Source organism: Ruegeria sp. AL12, from assembly GCF_056540885.1.
Genome location: NZ_JBQFXN010000015.1, coordinates 18,801 through 32,357 on the forward strand (window position 1 = coordinate 18,801; position 13,557 = coordinate 32,357).

The following is a 13,557-nucleotide window of genomic DNA, read 5'->3' on the forward strand; positions in this document are numbered from 1 at the left end:
GGAAACCGGCGGGGGTTATCATTTGGGGGCGCTGCCCCCGCCGCGGCAAGCCGCGACTCCCCCGGGATTTTTGTGGCCAGATGAAGCAGGGGATCCGGATTTCATCTGGCAAAAAATATCCCGGAGCGCGAGGCAGAGCCTCGCAAAAGAGCCATCGCAATCGCGATTAGGCTGGATTAAGAGGGCGCTATGGCACAGATTGAATCACTCTTCGTAACCCGTCTTTATCGCGCAGCTTTGTCCGAGTTCGGTCCCGGGATAGATGCGGATGAGTTGGAAAGCTCGTGCCTTGTCATCGCCGAGGATGACGAGGCCGGGCAACAATGGTGTGAGGAAAACGGCTATCCCGGCTATACCAGCTATGCCTCGCTGATCGATCTGCCGTGGCGGTTCCCGATCTTCGCCGATCTGGTGAAGGTACTGGATCAGCACGTGGCGGCCTTTGCCAAGGATCTGGAGTTCGATCTGGGCGAGGGCGCGTTGAAACTGGAGGACCTTTGGATCAACATCCTGCCCGAGGGCGGCATGCACTCCAGCCACCTGCACCCGCACAGTGTGATCTCGGGCACGACGTATGTAGCGATGCCTGAAGGGGCGAGCGCGCTGAAACTGGAGGACCCCCGTTCAGGCCGCATGATGGCCGCGCCGACGCGCCTGAAAGGCGGGCGGCGGGATTTGCAGCCATTCATCTATATGAAACCGCAGGTGGGGGATGTCCTGCTTTGGGAAAGCTGGCTGCGCCACGAGGTCCCGATGAACATGGCCGAGGAAGAGCGGATCTCGGTCAGCTTCAACTATAAGTGGGAGTGAGCCCCGGTCCGCGCAGCGGCAATCGCTCCGGTGGAGCGATTGGGGGGGGCGAACAGCCAAAGCACATCCGAATGAAAGCGCATCATATACACTGTTTATTAGATAATCGTCGCGGCATTGACTGACTTTTTTGATGAAATTGAACCACTCGTTCTGGAAGAGAACGAACAACCCGTCTACGCGGTTCGGGCGCGATTATTGCCTTCTTTGGCAGATGCAATACTGATTGCGTTTTTTGCGCCGACACTCATGATGTTCCCGTGGGTCGTGATACATTTTCTGTTCCGAAGAACCGTGTACGTAATTACTACCCAACGCGTGGTTGTGTTGGATTCAGAAGGCGTAGTCAGTGACTTGAGGCTGGAAGGTATCCAAGGTTTCCGCGGGTCAAGAACGGCTCTTTTCCTTAGCGGTGAGCACGGAAAGTTGTGGCTGCCCCGCGTGCCGGATGCTTGGTCCTTCGAGGAAATCACTCGCCGAACCATGGCGAGACTTGGCTATTGAGCCGAGCGCGCGCTGAAGGAAGGAAATCGGGACAAAAAGCAATGCCGGTTTCGGCTTCATCTGGGTCTGAGTCACTGACTTGCTACTTTGCGCTGACCCGCGCACGGAACTTGGGGAATCCAATGCAATTTCCATTCACAGACCCGGATTTATAGGCGCCATTTTTGAATTTGAGATCAAATTTCATCACACTTCCGGATGAGCAACTGCCTTGTTTGGAAATTATGGCGTCGAATTGAAGCCGATCGTCCGTGACCTTTCTGACTTTAATGCCTTCCGGTGTGATCCCATGAGCGGCAAGCACCTGCGGTGTGTTGTTTGTGACCGCAATATCCATCTGCCAAGGGCGGCTGGAATTGATGGTCAGGGTCCATTTGCCGTCGGGGGCGGCTATTGTAGTGGACGCACACATCAGGGCCGCGAATGTGAATGTAGCTAATTTAGTATTTTGCATAAAACACCTCACTTTTTAATGGTCGCAATAATGGCAGACCGATGTTAGGTTGGCAAACCTGCTGAGGGAAACACTAAATTTTCACCTTAGGTCGCGGCAATGTTCTGCGGTTCATTCCAGCGACCGGTATGGCCCGATGCTGATTCAATTCACGCATTGAAATCGGCTGAGAAACTTTCCCTTGCCCCCCACTCCCTAAACCCTTATACGGCGGCATCCTGCGTTTCGCCCGGCGTTGTCGGGCGATTCGCATGTCTATCATTCATCCACCAGGTCCAAGGTGACCCGTGTACGGGGCCTTCTGGTGTTTTGAGCAAAGGAAAAAGGCGATGAACGCCCAAGAACTGCGTGAAAAGACCCCGGACCAGCTCCGCGAGGAACTGGCCAACCTGAAGAAAGAAAGCTTTAATCTGCGCTTTCAACAGGCAACCGGTCAGCTGGAAAACACTGCCGGCATCAAAGCGGCCCGCCGCAATGCTGCCCGCGTCAAAACCATTCTGAACGAAAAGGCCGCTGCTGCGGCATCGGAGGAGTAATCCCATGCCCAAGCGTATCCTGTCCGGAGTAGTAACCAGCGACGCCAACGAGCAGACCGTGACTGTTTCGGTTGAACGCCGTTTCAAGCACCCGCTGCTGCACAAAACCGTTCGTAAGTCCAAGAAATACCGGGCTCATGACGAAAAGAACGCCTTCAAGGTCGGCGACACTGTACGCATCATCGAATGCGCGCCGAAATCGAAGACGAAACGTTGGGAGGTTCTGGAGGCGTAAGCCCCCAGACCTTTCCATTTGTCGAAACCCTGGGGGAATTAACAAGACCAGCCCCCACAGGTCGGGAGAAACCACATGATCCAGATGCAGACCAATCTGGATGTCGCTGACAACTCCGGCGCTCGCCGAGTTCAGTGCATCAAGGTCCTGGGTGGTTCCAAGCGTAAATACGCCTCCGTCGGCGACATCATTGTCGTCTCGGTGAAGGAAGCCATCCCGCGCGGTCGCGTGAAGAAAGGTGACGTCCGCAAGGCCGTCGTCGTGCGCACCGCCAAGGAAGTCCGTCGCGAAGACGGCACCGCGATCCGTTTCGATCGCAACGCCGCCGTCATCCTGAACAACAACAACGAGCCGATCGGTACCCGTATCTTTGGCCCCGTTGTTCGCGAACTGCGCGGCAAGAACTTCATGAAAATCATCTCGCTGGCTCCGGAGGTGCTGTAATCATGGCTGCTAAACTCCGCAAAGGCGACAAGGTCGTCGTGCTGGCCGGCAAGGACAAGGGCAAAGAGGGCACCATTTCCTCGGTTGACCCCAAAGCCGGAAAAGCTGTTGTTGATGGCATCAACATCGCCATCCGTCACACCCGCCAGTCGCAAAACTCGCAAGGTGGTCGTCTGCCTCAGGCAAACCCGATCGACCTGTCGAACCTGGCACTGCTGGACAAGAACGGCAAAGCGACCCGCGTTGGCTTCCGCATGGAAGGTGACAAGAAGGTCCGCTTTGCCAAGACCACAGGGGACGTGATCGATGCTTGATAACGCAACCTACACCCCGCGTCTGAAAACTCAGTACGTTGAAACCATCCGCGCCGCTCTGAAAGAAGAGTTCGGTTACAAGAACGACATGCAGCTGCCCAAGCTGGAGAAGATCGTTCTGAACATCGGCTGTGGTGCCGAGGCCGTCAAAGACTCGAAGAAAGCGAAAGCTGCGGTCGAGGATCTGACTGCGATTGCCGGTCAAAAGGCCGTTGCAACCAAGGCGAAGAAGTCGATCGCGGGCTTCCGCGTCCGTGAGGACATGCCGCTGGGCGCGAAAGTGACCCTGCGTGGTGACCGGATGTACGAATTCCTGGATCGTCTGATCACCATCGCGCTGCCGCGCGTTCGTGACTTCCGCGGTGTAAAGCCTTCTTTCGATGGTCAGGGCAACTTTGCCATGGGCATGAAAGAGCACATCGTTTTCCCGGAAATCGATTTCGACAAGGTCGACGAGGTCTGGGGCATGGATATCGTAATTGCCACCACAGCGAAAACCGACGCTGAAGCAAAGGCACTGTTGAAAGCGTTCAACATGCCGTTCAACGCATAAGCGCCGGGAGGATTGAGACATGGCTAAAAAAGCAATGATCGAACGCGAAAAGAAGCGCGAACGCCTGGTGGCCAAATATGCCGCGAAGCGTGCCGAGCTGAAAGAAATCGCGAATGACGAGAGCAAGCCGATGGAAGAGCGCTTCAAAGCGCGTCTGAAACTGGCGAAGCTGCCGCGCAACAGCTCGGCCACACGTCTGCACAACCGCTGTCAGCTGACAGGTCGTCCCCACGCTTACTACCGTAAGCTGAAGGTCAGCCGTATCGCGCTGCGCGAGCTGGGTTCTGCTGGTCAGATCCCCGGCATGGTGAAATCGAGCTGGTAAGGGAGACATAGATATGAATGATCCTATCGGCGATATGCTCACCCGTATCCGCAACGCGCAAATGCGCGGCAAGTCCACCGTTTCCACCCCGGCTTCCAAGCTGCGCGGTTGGGTTCTGGACGTGCTGGCGGACGAAGGCTACATCCGTGGCTATGAAAAGACGACCGGTGAAAACGGTCATCCGGCCATCGAAATCAGCCTGAAGTACTACGAAGGCACCCCTGTCATTCGCGAACTGAAGCGGGTCTCGAAGCCTGGCCGTCGCGTATACATGGGCGTCAATGACATCCCGCAGGTCCGTCAGGGTCTGGGTGTGTCGATTGTCAGCACTCCGAAAGGTGTGATGTCGGACGCAAACGCTCGCTCCAACAATGTTGGCGGCGAAGTGCTCTGCACCGTCTTCTAAGGAGGTCTGCAATGTCTCGTATTGGTAAAAAACCGGTCGAGCTGCCCAGCGGCGTTACCGCCACTGTGTCGGGTCAGACCATCGAAGTGAAAGGTCCGAAAGGCACCCGCAGCTTTACCGCCACCGACGACGTAACGCTGTCGGTTGAAGACAACGTGGTCAAGATCGACCCCCGCGGCATGTCCAAACGTGCTCGTCAGCAGTGGGGCATGAGCCGCACCATGGTTGCCAACCTGGTAACCGGTGTGACGACCGGCTTCAAAAAAGAGCTGGAGATCCAGGGTGTTGGTTACCGGGCTCAGATGCAGGGCAACACCCTGAGGCTGAACCTGGGCTACAGCCACGATGTTGATTTCACTGCTCCGGAAGGTGTCACCATCACCGCCCCGAAGCAGACCGAGATCGTTGTGGAAGGTATCGACCAGCAGCTGGTGGGCGAAACCGCGGCGAAAATCCGCGAGTGGCGCCGCCCCGAGCCTTACAAAGGCAAAGGCATCCGCTACAAGGGCGAGTTCATCTTCCGCAAGGAAGGCAAGAAGAAGTAAGGACGAACACAATGGCAAACAGCAAAAGAACCCTGTTTCTGAAGCGCCGCCTGCGCGTTCGGAACAAACTTCGCAAGGTCAACGCGGGTCGTCCGCGTCTGTCCGTACACCGTTCGAACAAGAACATCTCTGTTCAGTTGATCGACGACGTACGTGGCGTGACCCTGGCCTCGGCCTCGACCCTGGAAAAGGATCTGGGCGTTGTTGGCAAAAACAACATCGATGCGGCGACCAAAGTCGGCGCGGCCATTGCAGAGCGTGCCAAGAAGGCAGGCGTCGAAGAGGCCTATTTCGATCGTGGTGGCTTCCTGTTCCACGGCAAAGTGAAGGCTCTGGCCGACGCTGCGCGTGAAGGTGGTCTGAAGATCTAAGACCTGCGGGCGGGTTTCGATCCGCCCCGATGATCCGGGGGCCTCGGCAACAGTCGGGGCTCACTTGGATTGAAGAAACGGCGCCGTATGCGCCACATGAGAAAAGGGATGCCAAATGGCAGAACGTGAAAACCGTCGGGGCCGTGGCCGCGACCGTGAGGAAGCACCGGAATTTGCAGATCGTCTGGTTGCGATCAACCGCGTGTCGAAAACCGTAAAAGGTGGTAAGCGCTTTGGCTTCGCCGCTCTGGTGGTTGTCGGCGATCAGAAAGGCCGCGTGGGCTTTGGCAAGGGTAAAGCGAAAGAAGTACCCGAGGCCATCCGCAAGGCGACCGAACAAGCCAAGCGTCAGATGATCCGCGTGCAACTGCGTGAAGGTCGGACCCTGCACCACGACATCGAAGGCCGTCACGGCGCCGGTAAAGTGGTTATGCGCACCGCACCTGAAGGTACTGGTATCATCGCCGGTGGTCCGATGCGTGCCGTGTTCGAAATGCTGGGCGTCAAGGACGTTGTGTCCAAGTCGCTGGGCTCGCAGAACCCGTACAACATGATCCGCGCCACCATCAACGGCCTGCAAAAAGAGCAGAGCCCGCGTTCGGTTGCCGCACGTCGTGGCAAAAAGGTTGCCGACATCCTGCCCAAGCGGGACGAAGCACCGGCTGCTGCTGAAGCAGAAGCATAAGGAGAACGACCCATGGCAAAAACCATCGTCGTCAAGCAGATCGGTTCCCCGATCCGCCGCCCCGCCGAACAGCGCGCAACTCTGATCGGCCTGGGCCTGAACAAGATGCACAAAACCCGTGAGCTGGAAGATACTCCTTCGGTCCGCGGCATGATCCGCAAGATCCCGCATCTGGTAGAGATCGTCGAAGAGCGCGGCTGAGCGCTACATCTTCGCAAAGTTTGAAACGCCCCTGATTTTTTCAGGGGCGTTTTTTCTTGCATTTAACTGCGTCTGACGTATCGTTTTGATCCATTTTGATTAAAGAGTGAAAAAAGATGAAACTGTTCCTATCCGCGCTTTGCGCGACGGCCATTGGTGTCTCAGCGCACGCAGCCTGCCCTAACAAGGCTCCAAAACTTTCGAAAAGCTATTTCTCAGACGGCGACCAGAAAGTGAATGCGGCCTGGCTCCAAAACAACCTTGCGGGACGCAAGGTCGTTTACACTGGCAAAGACACAGAAACATATTTTTCCGACGGAACCTATTCCTACAAAAGGGACGGCCAAACTTGGAAAGCAAACTCATACAAATTCTATGACAACGGGATGCGTTGCATTGGATATCAAAATCCCCGGTTTGATCTTTACGTCGTGAACAACGGCAAACTGATTCTGGTTAATGAACAAAAAGAGCGATACGAGGGGAAGATTAGGAAATAGTCGGTTATTAGGCCATTTCGTACAGCTTTATCACAAGGCGTTAGCACTGCCACACGGCCTGCGTTCAATAGGAGAAGCGCCGTTACAGCAGTTTCTGAATGCTTCTGACGCAAGTACATAATATTCCGAATGTCTTGCGCGATCCGTATTGCGTTGGGATCAACCTTTGTCATACCGAAAACGCATAGCGGCTAGACCCAAACCTGTATTGTTAGCGATAACTATTAACCCTATCTCAGCCTTGTCCAAACAAGGAACACAAAAGGTAACGTCAGGGAATTCGCCCTGATTTGAGAAAGGAACACAGAAATGACAACCGCAACACTGACAAATACCGGCTTCAACTTCGGCACCCGGATCATGGACATGATCGAACGGATCAAAACCGCACGCAAACGGGCCGCTGAATATCAGCGCACATACCGCGAACTGCAAAGCCTGACCAACCGCGAACTGGATGACATCGGCATCCGCCGCTGCGACATTGCAGATATTGCGCACAAACATGTTTACTGCTCTTAATCGCGGATAATCCGCAGAAATACACAAAGGCGCCGAATGGCGCCTTTTTTTGTATCACGCGTTGGCTCACAGCACGACCAGTAGACGCGTAACAGCAGGATAAGAGGCCCACTGAAGATCACAATGCCGCTGTACGGAGCTAAAATCCGGCTCTACGGCGGTTTCCAACCGTGGGCTCCCGCAACATACGTTTCCCTGACCCCTGACCTTCTGACGCCCTACCCCAAAGACCGCCTGCGGCAGAGTGGTTCAGACTCCACTGCAATCCGCTGTTTGAGCTTGATATGGCCGAGAACCTCGCGAAACGCACGGTGCTTGGGTTTGCCTTCCAGATAATCCGCCAGCTTTAGCAGATTAATTGGGTGCTTCTCAACAAGCGCTTCGATCCGCTGCACTGCGTCGTCCAACACATAGTGATCGATGAACTGGCAAGCCACCTGCGTCGGGGTCAGCAAGCAATAATCCTGAGCGCGCTTGTCTGTGTAGCGCGTAATGTCAAAGGGCGACGCGCCGAGGGCGTGGAACTTTGGAATATGTACACGCGTGTCGGCTTTCACGTGCTCCAGCACCGTACCGGAAATCTGCCGAAACCCCAACGGACCAAGCTTGGTTACAACATGCTTACGCATCGCCGGAGAGATCATGTCCACATCCGCCCGATCGTATTTCAGATCATCAAATACCGACAAGAGCCCCAGCTTTTCATCTGCTATCTGGAAATACGGCTCACCGTTAAAAGCGCGCATCTTCTCCAGCACCTGCTCACGTTCAGCTGTTGGATCAGAGACGAAAGCGACCTCATCAGTTTGAACTGCCGAGGTCGTGAAACCACCCAGCAAGCGTCGTAGCAATGTGTGCTGCTTTCTTCCATGCTGCGGTGTGTTCTTTGAGTCAGCCATAGCATTAATGTAGCGCCAGCGGGCTGACTTACCATTCTTACCCGTCAGCCTTCATCTCGGTGTCGATGAGGATGGTGATCGGCCCGGTCGAGAATGGTCCGACACCAAACTCCGTGTGGTCAATCTCAGCTTCTGCCGAGAACGCCACCCAGTCGCCTTGATAGTATTCAATGGCACCGCCCAGCGGATGCGGGCCTTGGTGAGTCAGCGTGGCTTTCAGAGTTACAGGTTTGGTTACACCATGAATGGTGAGGTCGCCGGTCACATCCGCCGTGGTGTCGCCCGTCCGTTCAATTCTCGTACTGACGAAAGTGATTTCCGGATAGGTTTCGACCTCGAGAAAATCCGCTGACTTAAGGTGATCGTCCAAAGGCCCAAACCCCGAGGACAGGCTGTTTGTGTCGATCGTCACGTTCAGTGTCGATGCCTCGACATCATCCGCGTTCAGATCCAGCACACCTTCGACTTTGGTGAATTCACCATGCTGGGTGGACACCCCTGCATGGCTCCAGCTGAACCGGACGACACGGCTCATCCAGTTTGAAATCAGTGCCGCCTTGAAAGACGCTGGCCTGCCACCTTTGAAATGGTACGATATCCTTTGGTCCCTCGAGCGGCACGGCGGCCAACTGCGCCCCTACGAGCTGGCTCAGGACACCATATTCGAGCAATCGAACCTGTCCCATTTGAGCAGGCGCCTGGTTGCAGAAGGACTGATCACATTTGTGTCCTTTGACGGTGACCGGCGGGGTAAAGTCCTGAAGATCACCGACAAGGGGAAAGAGCTGCGAAAACGTATGTGGGAAATCTACGGCCCCTTGCTGCACGAAAAGATGCGCGCCTTTGGCAAGTCGGATGGCTGGCAGGCCTTCATCGAAACCGCGCGCAAGCAAGCTGAATAGGAAGCCGCTAAGGGCGCAGAGTACACAGTCTGTGCCAAAAAAAAACCCCCGCTCGCGCGGGGGTTCTGATTTTCTAAACGACGGGTCCGATCAGAGACCGGTGGTCACGTCGATGGTGTTACCCTCTTCCAGGGTCACATAGGCCTTCTTGACGTCTTTCCGCTTGCCCAACTGGCCGCGGAACCGCTTGACCTTGCCTTTGGTCACGGTGGTGTTCACCGCTTTGACCTTCACACCAAACAGAGCCTCAACGGCCTCTTTGATCTGCGGCTTGTTGCTGTCGATCGCCACTTCGAAGACAACCGCGCCGTTTTCGGACGCCATGGTCGACTTTTCGGTGATGATCGGCTTGCGGATCACGTCGTAGTGTTCTGCCTTCGCGCTCATTTCAGTCGAGCCTCCAGTGCTTCGACAGCCGCTTTGGTGAGCACCAGGGTGTCACGCTTGAGGATGTCATAAACGTTTGCACCCATCGACGGCAGGATATCCAGACCTTCGATGTTGCGCGACGCCTTCAGGAAACCTTCGTTCACGGTCGCACCGTCGATGACCAGAGCGCGTTTCCAGCCCAGGTTTGCAACCTGTTTGGCCAGAGCGGCGGTCTTGCCTTCGGCTTCGGCGTTCTCGATCACAACCAGTTCACCTGCTTTGGCTTTGGCCGACAGAGCGTGGCGCAGGCCAAGCTTGCGGAACTTCTTCGGCAGGTCGTGGCCGTGCGAACGAGGGGTCGGGCCCTTGTAGATGCCACCCTTGCGGAAGATCGGCGCGTTGCGGTCACCATGGCGTGCGCCACCGGTGCCCTTCTGGCGATAGATCTTCTTGGTCGAGTAGCTGGTTTCCGAGCGGGTCTTGACCTTGTGGGTGCCGGCCTGCGCGTTGTTGCGCTGCCAACGGACCACACGGTGCAGGATGTCCGCACGCGGCTCGAGACCGAACAGATCGGCGTTCAGCTCGATGTCGCCGGCTTTGCCGCCGTCCAGTTTGATTACATCAAGTTTCATGCTTCACCACCTTCCGCGGGAGCTTCTTCCGCAGGTGCATCAGATGCAGCCGATTTCACAGCAGCCGGGAAAGGCAGGCCTTCCGGTGCTTTCTTCTTCACGGCGTCCTTGACGGTGACCCAGCCCGATTTCGGTCCAGGAACGGCGCCTTTGATGAAGACCAGACCACGCTCGGCGTCGGTTTTGACGACTTCCAGGTTCTGGGTCGTTACACGGGCAGCACCCATGTGACCGGCCATCTTCTTGCCTTTGAACACCTTGCCCGGGTCCTGACACTGACCGGTCGAACCGTGCGAACGGTGGCTGATCGAAACACCGTGCGAGGCGCGCAGACCACCGAAGTTGTGGCGCTTCATCGCACCGGCAAAGCCTTTACCGATCGAGGTGCCCGAAACGTCAACCTTCTGACCTTCCAGGAAGTGTTCTGCCGAAATCTCGGCACCCACTTCGATCAGGCCATCTTCGGAGACGCGGAACTCGGCCAGCTTACGCTTGGGCTCGACCTTGGCAGCGGCATAGTGACCGCGCATGGCTTTCGAGGTGCGTTTTGCCTTGGCAGCACCGGCGCCCAGCTGAACGGCAGTGTAGCCATCTTTGTCAGCGGTCCGCTGTGCAACGACCTGCAGGTTGTCCAGGTGAAGAACGGTCACAGGGATCTGCTTGCCGTCTTCCATGAACAGGCGGGTCATGCCAACTTTTTTTGCGATAATACCAGAGCGCATTCTCATACCCTCCGATTACGACTGCAACTTGATCTCGACGTCCACACCAGCAGCGAGGTCGAGCTTCATCAGCGCGTCAACGGTCTGGGGGGTCGGATCAACGATGTCGAGAAGACGCTTGTGCGTGCGGATCTCGAACTGGTCGCGGGATTTCTTGTCAACGTGAGGGCCACGGAGAACCGTGAACTTCTCGATCTTGTTCGGCAGCGGGATCGGGCCGCGCACGTTTGCGCCGGTCCGCTTGGCAGTGTTGACGATCTCTTGCGTGCTGGCATCCAGTACGCGATAGTCAAATGCCTTCAGCCGAATACGGATGTTTTGGCTTTGCATGTTAACAGCCTTTTATTCAGGCGTTGGGGTTGAGAGGAGGACAGACGCGCATCGCCAACCCTCATCGAACCCAAAAGGCGGGAATCACCCCGCCTTGATGTTCTTATTGAGAACTCGCGCGTACTATAGCGACCTGAGCGTTTTTGCAAGAGGCAAATGCCAGAATGAAAACCTTCTATTCATCTCCAGAAACGCCATTGGTTAACCATGGACTTTCGACCTTCATTCCTTGGTAAACCGCGTGCAGAAAAAGATGCGCAATAACTGGGTCACTGGAAAATGGAGAAAAACGCATCTTTCCCTCTCTGACACCTTCTTCAGCTTCGTAAACAACCTCATCACCTTTGACGGTTACAAGCACTTTGAGCTCAGCTAGGGTCTCTGGATCGACCGTCGTGGGATCGTCAGACAAGATCACAAAGTCTGCAACTTTTCCAACTTCGATCGACCCCTTCTCGTTTTCCTCAAAATGCTGCCACGCAGGCCAAATAGTCATGGCCTTAAGTGCAGTCATGACGTCCACCCTTTGATGCGGCCCCAATATGTCGCCCGAACGGGTGCGGCGAGTGACCGTCGCGGCAAGAACCCGCATACTGTCGGGAAACGCGACCGGGGCATCGTGATGTGTGCCGAACATCATGTCCCTTTCTCGCAGCCATCCCGTGGGTGAGATGTTGTCGGCATTGACCGGTCCCACAGTATGATCCCGGTGCCAATCGCCCCAATAGAACGTGTGCATCGGGAAAAGCGACGGGAACACGCCAAGCCGTTTGAAACTGGCAACCTGATCCTCCCTCAGAAACTGGCCGTGTATCAGAACGGGGCGGTTGCCTGGGTCGCCATACTTGATCTGCGCTTCTTCAAGGGCCGCAATCAGCATATCGGATGCTCCTTCGCCGTTGGAATGCACAAGGATCTGGAAGCCGTTCTCATAACACCAGTTCACCGCGTCCTGAAGCTGCTCCATCGTTATGGCGGCATATCCGGCATACCCGGCGGCATAATTTCCAACCGGATTGTAATAGGGTCGATCCCGCAAGGCTGTGAAACCCTGCGGTGAACCGTCGATTGTCAGCTTGCAACCCCCAACCCGGACCCGGTTCTCGTAGTCTGCTGATGTGTTTTCTCCGATGAACTCCCGAGCTTCCAAAACGTCTGGAAACGCGACCACATCGATGGGCAGCCCTTCTTCGGCTGCAACTTTCCTGAGAACCTCGACAATCTCACCGGACGATCGGCCTTCTTGTCCGGTTGTATATCCAAACTTAGCCCAAAGCTCTGTTCCGGCCTTCGCGAATGCCGCCAAGCCTTTCTCACCCAGATTTCCAAGCATGGGAACAAGAACCGAAAAGAACGCGTATTCTTCCAGAACGCCGTTAGGCTCACCAGCTTCATCGCGCTGAATCACACCGCCCGGAGGTGCTTCTGAGGTGGCGGTGATACCTGCCAACTCCAGAGCTTTTGAATTTGCGACCCCCAAATGCCCGGATTGATGAATGATGATGACCGGCAAGTCTTGGGACACCATATCCAGTTCTTGCCGTGTCGGGTGACGCAGCTCTTTCAGCTGCGCGTTGTCGTAACCAAAGCCAACGATCATTTTCACCTGCTCAACGGCTTCCGCATTCTCAGCGGCCCAGTTGGACAGTGTTGATTGCAGGCTTGCGATATCAACGACATCTCCATCCGGCGGCGCGAGAAGGTTGGCTGACAGTGCCTGCAAACCTCCCATGACAACATGCCCGTGGCTGTCCACAAAGCCCGGCAGCATCGCGCGTCCGTTCAGATCGAAGGTTTCCGTTCCATCACCTTGATACGCAGATAGGTCAGACAGCGATCCGACGGCCAGAATACGCCCGTCTTTGACTGCAACCGCTTCGGCAGATGGGCCTTCGTCATTCATTGTGACAATTGGACCGCCAAGATAAATGCGATCCGCGATTTGTTGGGACGATGCCGAGGTTGCTAAAAACGCGATTGCTGCGACAAGACAGAGTGAACGTGCCGATACGTGCATCTTATGACCTCTTTCGAATTGCAATGTTTCAATACGGAAAAGGGTAGCATCTCGGTGTGCGTTTCCGAAATTGAAAAAGGGCGCCCCGCGGGGCGCCCTTTCCGTCTGATCAGTCGCTTGCGCGAATTACTCGATGATCTTCGACACAACGCCGGCGCCGACGGTGCGGCCGCCTTCGCGGATGGCGAAACGCAGGCCGTTTTCCATCGCGATCGGCGCGATCAGCTCAACGCCGAACGACACGTTGTCGCCGGGCATGACCATCTCGGTGCCTTCGGCCA

Annotated in this window: 25 protein-coding genes; 16 read left to right on the forward strand and 9 right to left on the reverse strand. The window is 55.8% G+C overall.

The window, feature by feature from the left end; all coding sequences use genetic code 11:
• Positions 1-189: 189 nt before the first annotated feature.
• Positions 190-810: a 2OG-Fe(II) oxygenase family protein gene (locus tag ACR0C6_RS20090; RefSeq protein ID WP_480620846.1), complete on the forward strand. Its 621-nt coding sequence runs from the start codon at positions 190-192 to the stop codon at positions 808-810.
• A gap of 117 nt (positions 811-927) precedes the next feature.
• The gene (locus ACR0C6_RS20095) at positions 928-1,314 is read left to right on the forward strand and encodes a hypothetical protein (RefSeq protein WP_480620847.1); all 387 of its coding nucleotides are present in this window, start codon (positions 928-930) and stop codon (positions 1,312-1,314) included.
• 82 nt (positions 1,315-1,396) lie between these two features.
• Here the strand turns inward: ACR0C6_RS20095 and ACR0C6_RS20100 are convergent, their stop codons facing one another.
• The gene (locus ACR0C6_RS20100) at positions 1,397-1,768 is read right to left on the reverse strand and encodes a hypothetical protein (protein WP_480620849.1); all 372 of its coding nucleotides are present in this window, start codon (positions 1,766-1,768) and stop codon (positions 1,397-1,399) included.
• A gap of 329 nt (positions 1,769-2,097) precedes the next feature.
• On the opposite strand from ACR0C6_RS20100, the gene rpmC reads away from it, so the two are divergent.
• From rpmC to ACR0C6_RS20165, 13 genes are all read left to right on the forward strand, one after another.
• Entirely contained in the window at positions 2,098-2,304 is a 207-nt protein-coding gene (gene rpmC, locus ACR0C6_RS20105; protein ID WP_093965352.1) for a 50S ribosomal protein L29, read from the forward strand.
• A 4-nt stretch (positions 2,305-2,308) separates the two neighbouring features.
• Positions 2,309-2,539, forward strand: coding sequence for a 30S ribosomal protein S17 (rpsQ, locus tag ACR0C6_RS20110; protein ID WP_152459158.1), 231 nt, complete (start codon positions 2,309-2,311; stop codon positions 2,537-2,539).
• 75 nt (positions 2,540-2,614) lie between these two features.
• Positions 2,615-2,983, forward strand: a complete 369-nt coding sequence (rplN, locus tag ACR0C6_RS20115; RefSeq protein ID WP_039523372.1) for a 50S ribosomal protein L14 — start codon at positions 2,615-2,617, stop codon at positions 2,981-2,983.
• A 2-nt stretch (positions 2,984-2,985) separates the two neighbouring features.
• The gene (gene rplX, locus ACR0C6_RS20120) at positions 2,986-3,297 is read left to right on the forward strand and encodes a 50S ribosomal protein L24 (RefSeq protein WP_152459159.1); all 312 of its coding nucleotides are present in this window, start codon (positions 2,986-2,988) and stop codon (positions 3,295-3,297) included.
• Positions 3,290-3,850 (forward strand): 50S ribosomal protein L5, encoded by a 561-nt coding sequence (gene rplE / locus ACR0C6_RS20125; RefSeq protein WP_152459160.1) that lies wholly within the window; start codon positions 3,290-3,292, stop codon positions 3,848-3,850. Before rplX ends, rplE begins: the two co-directional genes overlap by 8 nt.
• Positions 3,851-3,869: 19 nt before the next feature.
• A complete protein-coding gene (gene rpsN, locus ACR0C6_RS20130) occupies positions 3,870-4,175 on the forward strand; it encodes a 30S ribosomal protein S14 (protein WP_010437098.1) in 306 nt (101 codons plus the stop codon).
• 13 nt (positions 4,176-4,188) lie between these two features.
• Entirely contained in the window at positions 4,189-4,581 is a 393-nt protein-coding gene (gene rpsH, locus ACR0C6_RS20135; RefSeq protein ID WP_068340741.1) for a 30S ribosomal protein S8, read from the forward strand.
• An 11-nt stretch (positions 4,582-4,592) separates the two neighbouring features.
• Entirely contained in the window at positions 4,593-5,126 is a 534-nt protein-coding gene (gene rplF, locus ACR0C6_RS20140; RefSeq protein WP_480620851.1) for a 50S ribosomal protein L6, read from the forward strand.
• A gap of 11 nt (positions 5,127-5,137) precedes the next feature.
• A complete protein-coding gene (gene rplR, locus ACR0C6_RS20145) occupies positions 5,138-5,497 on the forward strand; it encodes a 50S ribosomal protein L18 (RefSeq protein ID WP_152459162.1) in 360 nt (119 codons plus the stop codon).
• Positions 5,498-5,612: 115 nt separating this feature from the next.
• Complete coding sequence (rpsE, locus tag ACR0C6_RS20150) at positions 5,613-6,182, forward strand: 30S ribosomal protein S5 (RefSeq protein WP_155148691.1); 570 nt, start codon at positions 5,613-5,615, stop codon at positions 6,180-6,182.
• A gap of 12 nt (positions 6,183-6,194) precedes the next feature.
• Positions 6,195-6,383, forward strand: coding sequence for a 50S ribosomal protein L30 (gene rpmD / locus ACR0C6_RS20155; RefSeq protein WP_050605831.1), 189 nt, complete (start codon positions 6,195-6,197; stop codon positions 6,381-6,383).
• A 116-nt stretch (positions 6,384-6,499) separates the two neighbouring features.
• Positions 6,500-6,883, forward strand: a complete 384-nt coding sequence (locus ACR0C6_RS20160; RefSeq protein ID WP_152459163.1) for a hypothetical protein — start codon at positions 6,500-6,502, stop codon at positions 6,881-6,883.
• A 360-nt stretch (positions 6,884-7,243) separates the two neighbouring features.
• A complete protein-coding gene (locus ACR0C6_RS20165; protein ID WP_224859333.1) occupies positions 7,244-7,405 on the forward strand; it encodes a DUF1127 domain-containing protein in 162 nt (53 codons plus the stop codon).
• Positions 7,406-7,623: 218 nt separating this feature from the next.
• On the opposite strand, the gene ACR0C6_RS20170 is transcribed toward ACR0C6_RS20165, so the two are convergent.
• Both ACR0C6_RS20170 and ACR0C6_RS20175 read right to left on the reverse strand, forming a co-directional pair.
• Complete coding sequence (locus tag ACR0C6_RS20170) at positions 7,624-8,304, reverse strand: hypothetical protein (protein WP_480446157.1); 681 nt, start codon at positions 8,302-8,304, stop codon at positions 7,624-7,626.
• A 37-nt stretch (positions 8,305-8,341) separates the two neighbouring features.
• A complete protein-coding gene (locus ACR0C6_RS20175; protein WP_480446158.1) occupies positions 8,342-8,839 on the reverse strand; it encodes a YceI family protein in 498 nt (165 codons plus the stop codon).
• A 22-nt stretch (positions 8,840-8,861) separates the two neighbouring features.
• Between ACR0C6_RS20175 and ACR0C6_RS20180 the strand changes: the two genes are divergently transcribed.
• Entirely contained in the window at positions 8,862-9,206 is a 345-nt protein-coding gene (locus ACR0C6_RS20180) for a MarR family winged helix-turn-helix transcriptional regulator (RefSeq protein ID WP_480446159.1), read from the forward strand.
• Between the two features lie 90 nt (positions 9,207-9,296).
• Here ACR0C6_RS20180 and ACR0C6_RS20185 read toward each other — a convergent pair whose 3' ends face one another.
• The 6 genes from ACR0C6_RS20185 to ACR0C6_RS20210 all read right to left on the reverse strand — a co-directional run.
• Positions 9,297-9,593: a 50S ribosomal protein L23 gene (locus ACR0C6_RS20185; RefSeq protein ID WP_068348029.1), complete on the reverse strand. Its 297-nt coding sequence runs from the start codon at positions 9,591-9,593 to the stop codon at positions 9,297-9,299.
• Positions 9,590-10,207, reverse strand: a complete 618-nt coding sequence (gene rplD / locus ACR0C6_RS20190; RefSeq protein ID WP_155148664.1) for a 50S ribosomal protein L4 — start codon at positions 10,205-10,207, stop codon at positions 9,590-9,592. Before rplD ends, ACR0C6_RS20185 begins: the two co-directional genes overlap by 4 nt.
• Positions 10,204-10,929, reverse strand: coding sequence for a 50S ribosomal protein L3 (rplC, locus tag ACR0C6_RS20195; protein WP_152459170.1), 726 nt, complete (start codon positions 10,927-10,929; stop codon positions 10,204-10,206). The genes rplD and rplC overlap by 4 nt, the downstream gene beginning before the upstream one ends.
• 15 nt (positions 10,930-10,944) lie before the next feature.
• Complete coding sequence (gene rpsJ / locus ACR0C6_RS20200) at positions 10,945-11,259, reverse strand: 30S ribosomal protein S10 (RefSeq protein ID WP_008756422.1); 315 nt, start codon at positions 11,257-11,259, stop codon at positions 10,945-10,947.
• Between the two features lie 175 nt (positions 11,260-11,434).
• On the reverse strand, positions 11,435-13,162 hold the full coding sequence (locus tag ACR0C6_RS20205; RefSeq protein WP_480620854.1) for an amidohydrolase: 1,728 nt from the start codon (positions 13,160-13,162) through the stop codon (positions 11,435-11,437).
• Positions 13,163-13,402: 240 nt separating this feature from the next.
• Positions 13,403-13,557: EF-Tu C-terminal domain-related protein (locus ACR0C6_RS20210; RefSeq protein ID WP_480619523.1), on the reverse strand; the 155-nt coding region annotated here is incomplete at its 5' end.

Bases quoted from the DNA above. Each gene is read 5' to 3' on its own strand.
- ACR0C6_RS20090 (WP_480620846.1), top strand. From the start codon at position 190: ATGGCACAGATTGAATCACTCTTCGTAACCCGTCTTTATCGCGCAGCT.
- ACR0C6_RS20100 (WP_480620849.1), bottom strand. From the start codon at position 1,768: ATGCAAAATACTAAATTAGCTACATTCACATTCGCGGCCCTGATGTGT.
- rpmC (WP_093965352.1), top strand. From the start codon at position 2,098: ATGAACGCCCAAGAACTGCGTGAAAAGACCCCGGACCAGCTCCGCGAG.
- rpsQ (WP_152459158.1), top strand. From the start codon at position 2,309: ATGCCCAAGCGTATCCTGTCCGGAGTAGTAACCAGCGACGCCAACGAG.
- rplN (WP_039523372.1), top strand. From the start codon at position 2,615: ATGATCCAGATGCAGACCAATCTGGATGTCGCTGACAACTCCGGCGCT.
- rplX (WP_152459159.1), top strand. From the start codon at position 2,986: ATGGCTGCTAAACTCCGCAAAGGCGACAAGGTCGTCGTGCTGGCCGGC.
- rplE (WP_152459160.1), top strand. From the start codon at position 3,290: ATGCTTGATAACGCAACCTACACCCCGCGTCTGAAAACTCAGTACGTT.
- rpsN (WP_010437098.1), top strand. From the start codon at position 3,870: ATGGCTAAAAAAGCAATGATCGAACGCGAAAAGAAGCGCGAACGCCTG.
- rpsH (WP_068340741.1), top strand. From the start codon at position 4,189: ATGAATGATCCTATCGGCGATATGCTCACCCGTATCCGCAACGCGCAA.
- rplF (WP_480620851.1), top strand. From the start codon at position 4,593: ATGTCTCGTATTGGTAAAAAACCGGTCGAGCTGCCCAGCGGCGTTACC.
- rplR (WP_152459162.1), top strand. From the start codon at position 5,138: ATGGCAAACAGCAAAAGAACCCTGTTTCTGAAGCGCCGCCTGCGCGTT.
- rpsE (WP_155148691.1), top strand. From the start codon at position 5,613: ATGGCAGAACGTGAAAACCGTCGGGGCCGTGGCCGCGACCGTGAGGAA.
- rpmD (WP_050605831.1), top strand. From the start codon at position 6,195: ATGGCAAAAACCATCGTCGTCAAGCAGATCGGTTCCCCGATCCGCCGC.
- ACR0C6_RS20160 (WP_152459163.1), top strand. From the start codon at position 6,500: ATGAAACTGTTCCTATCCGCGCTTTGCGCGACGGCCATTGGTGTCTCA.
- ACR0C6_RS20165 (WP_224859333.1), top strand. From the start codon at position 7,244: ATGGACATGATCGAACGGATCAAAACCGCACGCAAACGGGCCGCTGAA.
- ACR0C6_RS20170 (WP_480446157.1), bottom strand. From the start codon at position 8,304: ATGGCTGACTCAAAGAACACACCGCAGCATGGAAGAAAGCAGCACACA.
- ACR0C6_RS20175 (WP_480446158.1), bottom strand. From the start codon at position 8,839: ATGAGCCGTGTCGTCCGGTTCAGCTGGAGCCATGCAGGGGTGTCCACC.
- ACR0C6_RS20185 (WP_068348029.1), bottom strand. From the start codon at position 9,593: ATGAGCGCGAAGGCAGAACACTACGACGTGATCCGCAAGCCGATCATC.
- rplD (WP_155148664.1), bottom strand. From the start codon at position 10,207: ATGAAACTTGATGTAATCAAACTGGACGGCGGCAAAGCCGGCGACATC.
- rplC (WP_152459170.1), bottom strand. From the start codon at position 10,929: ATGCGCTCTGGTATTATCGCAAAAAAAGTTGGCATGACCCGCCTGTTC.
- rpsJ (WP_008756422.1), bottom strand. From the start codon at position 11,259: ATGCAAAGCCAAAACATCCGTATTCGGCTGAAGGCATTTGACTATCGC.
- ACR0C6_RS20205 (WP_480620854.1), bottom strand. From the start codon at position 13,162: ATGAATGACGAAGGCCCATCTGCCGAAGCGGTTGCAGTCAAAGACGGG.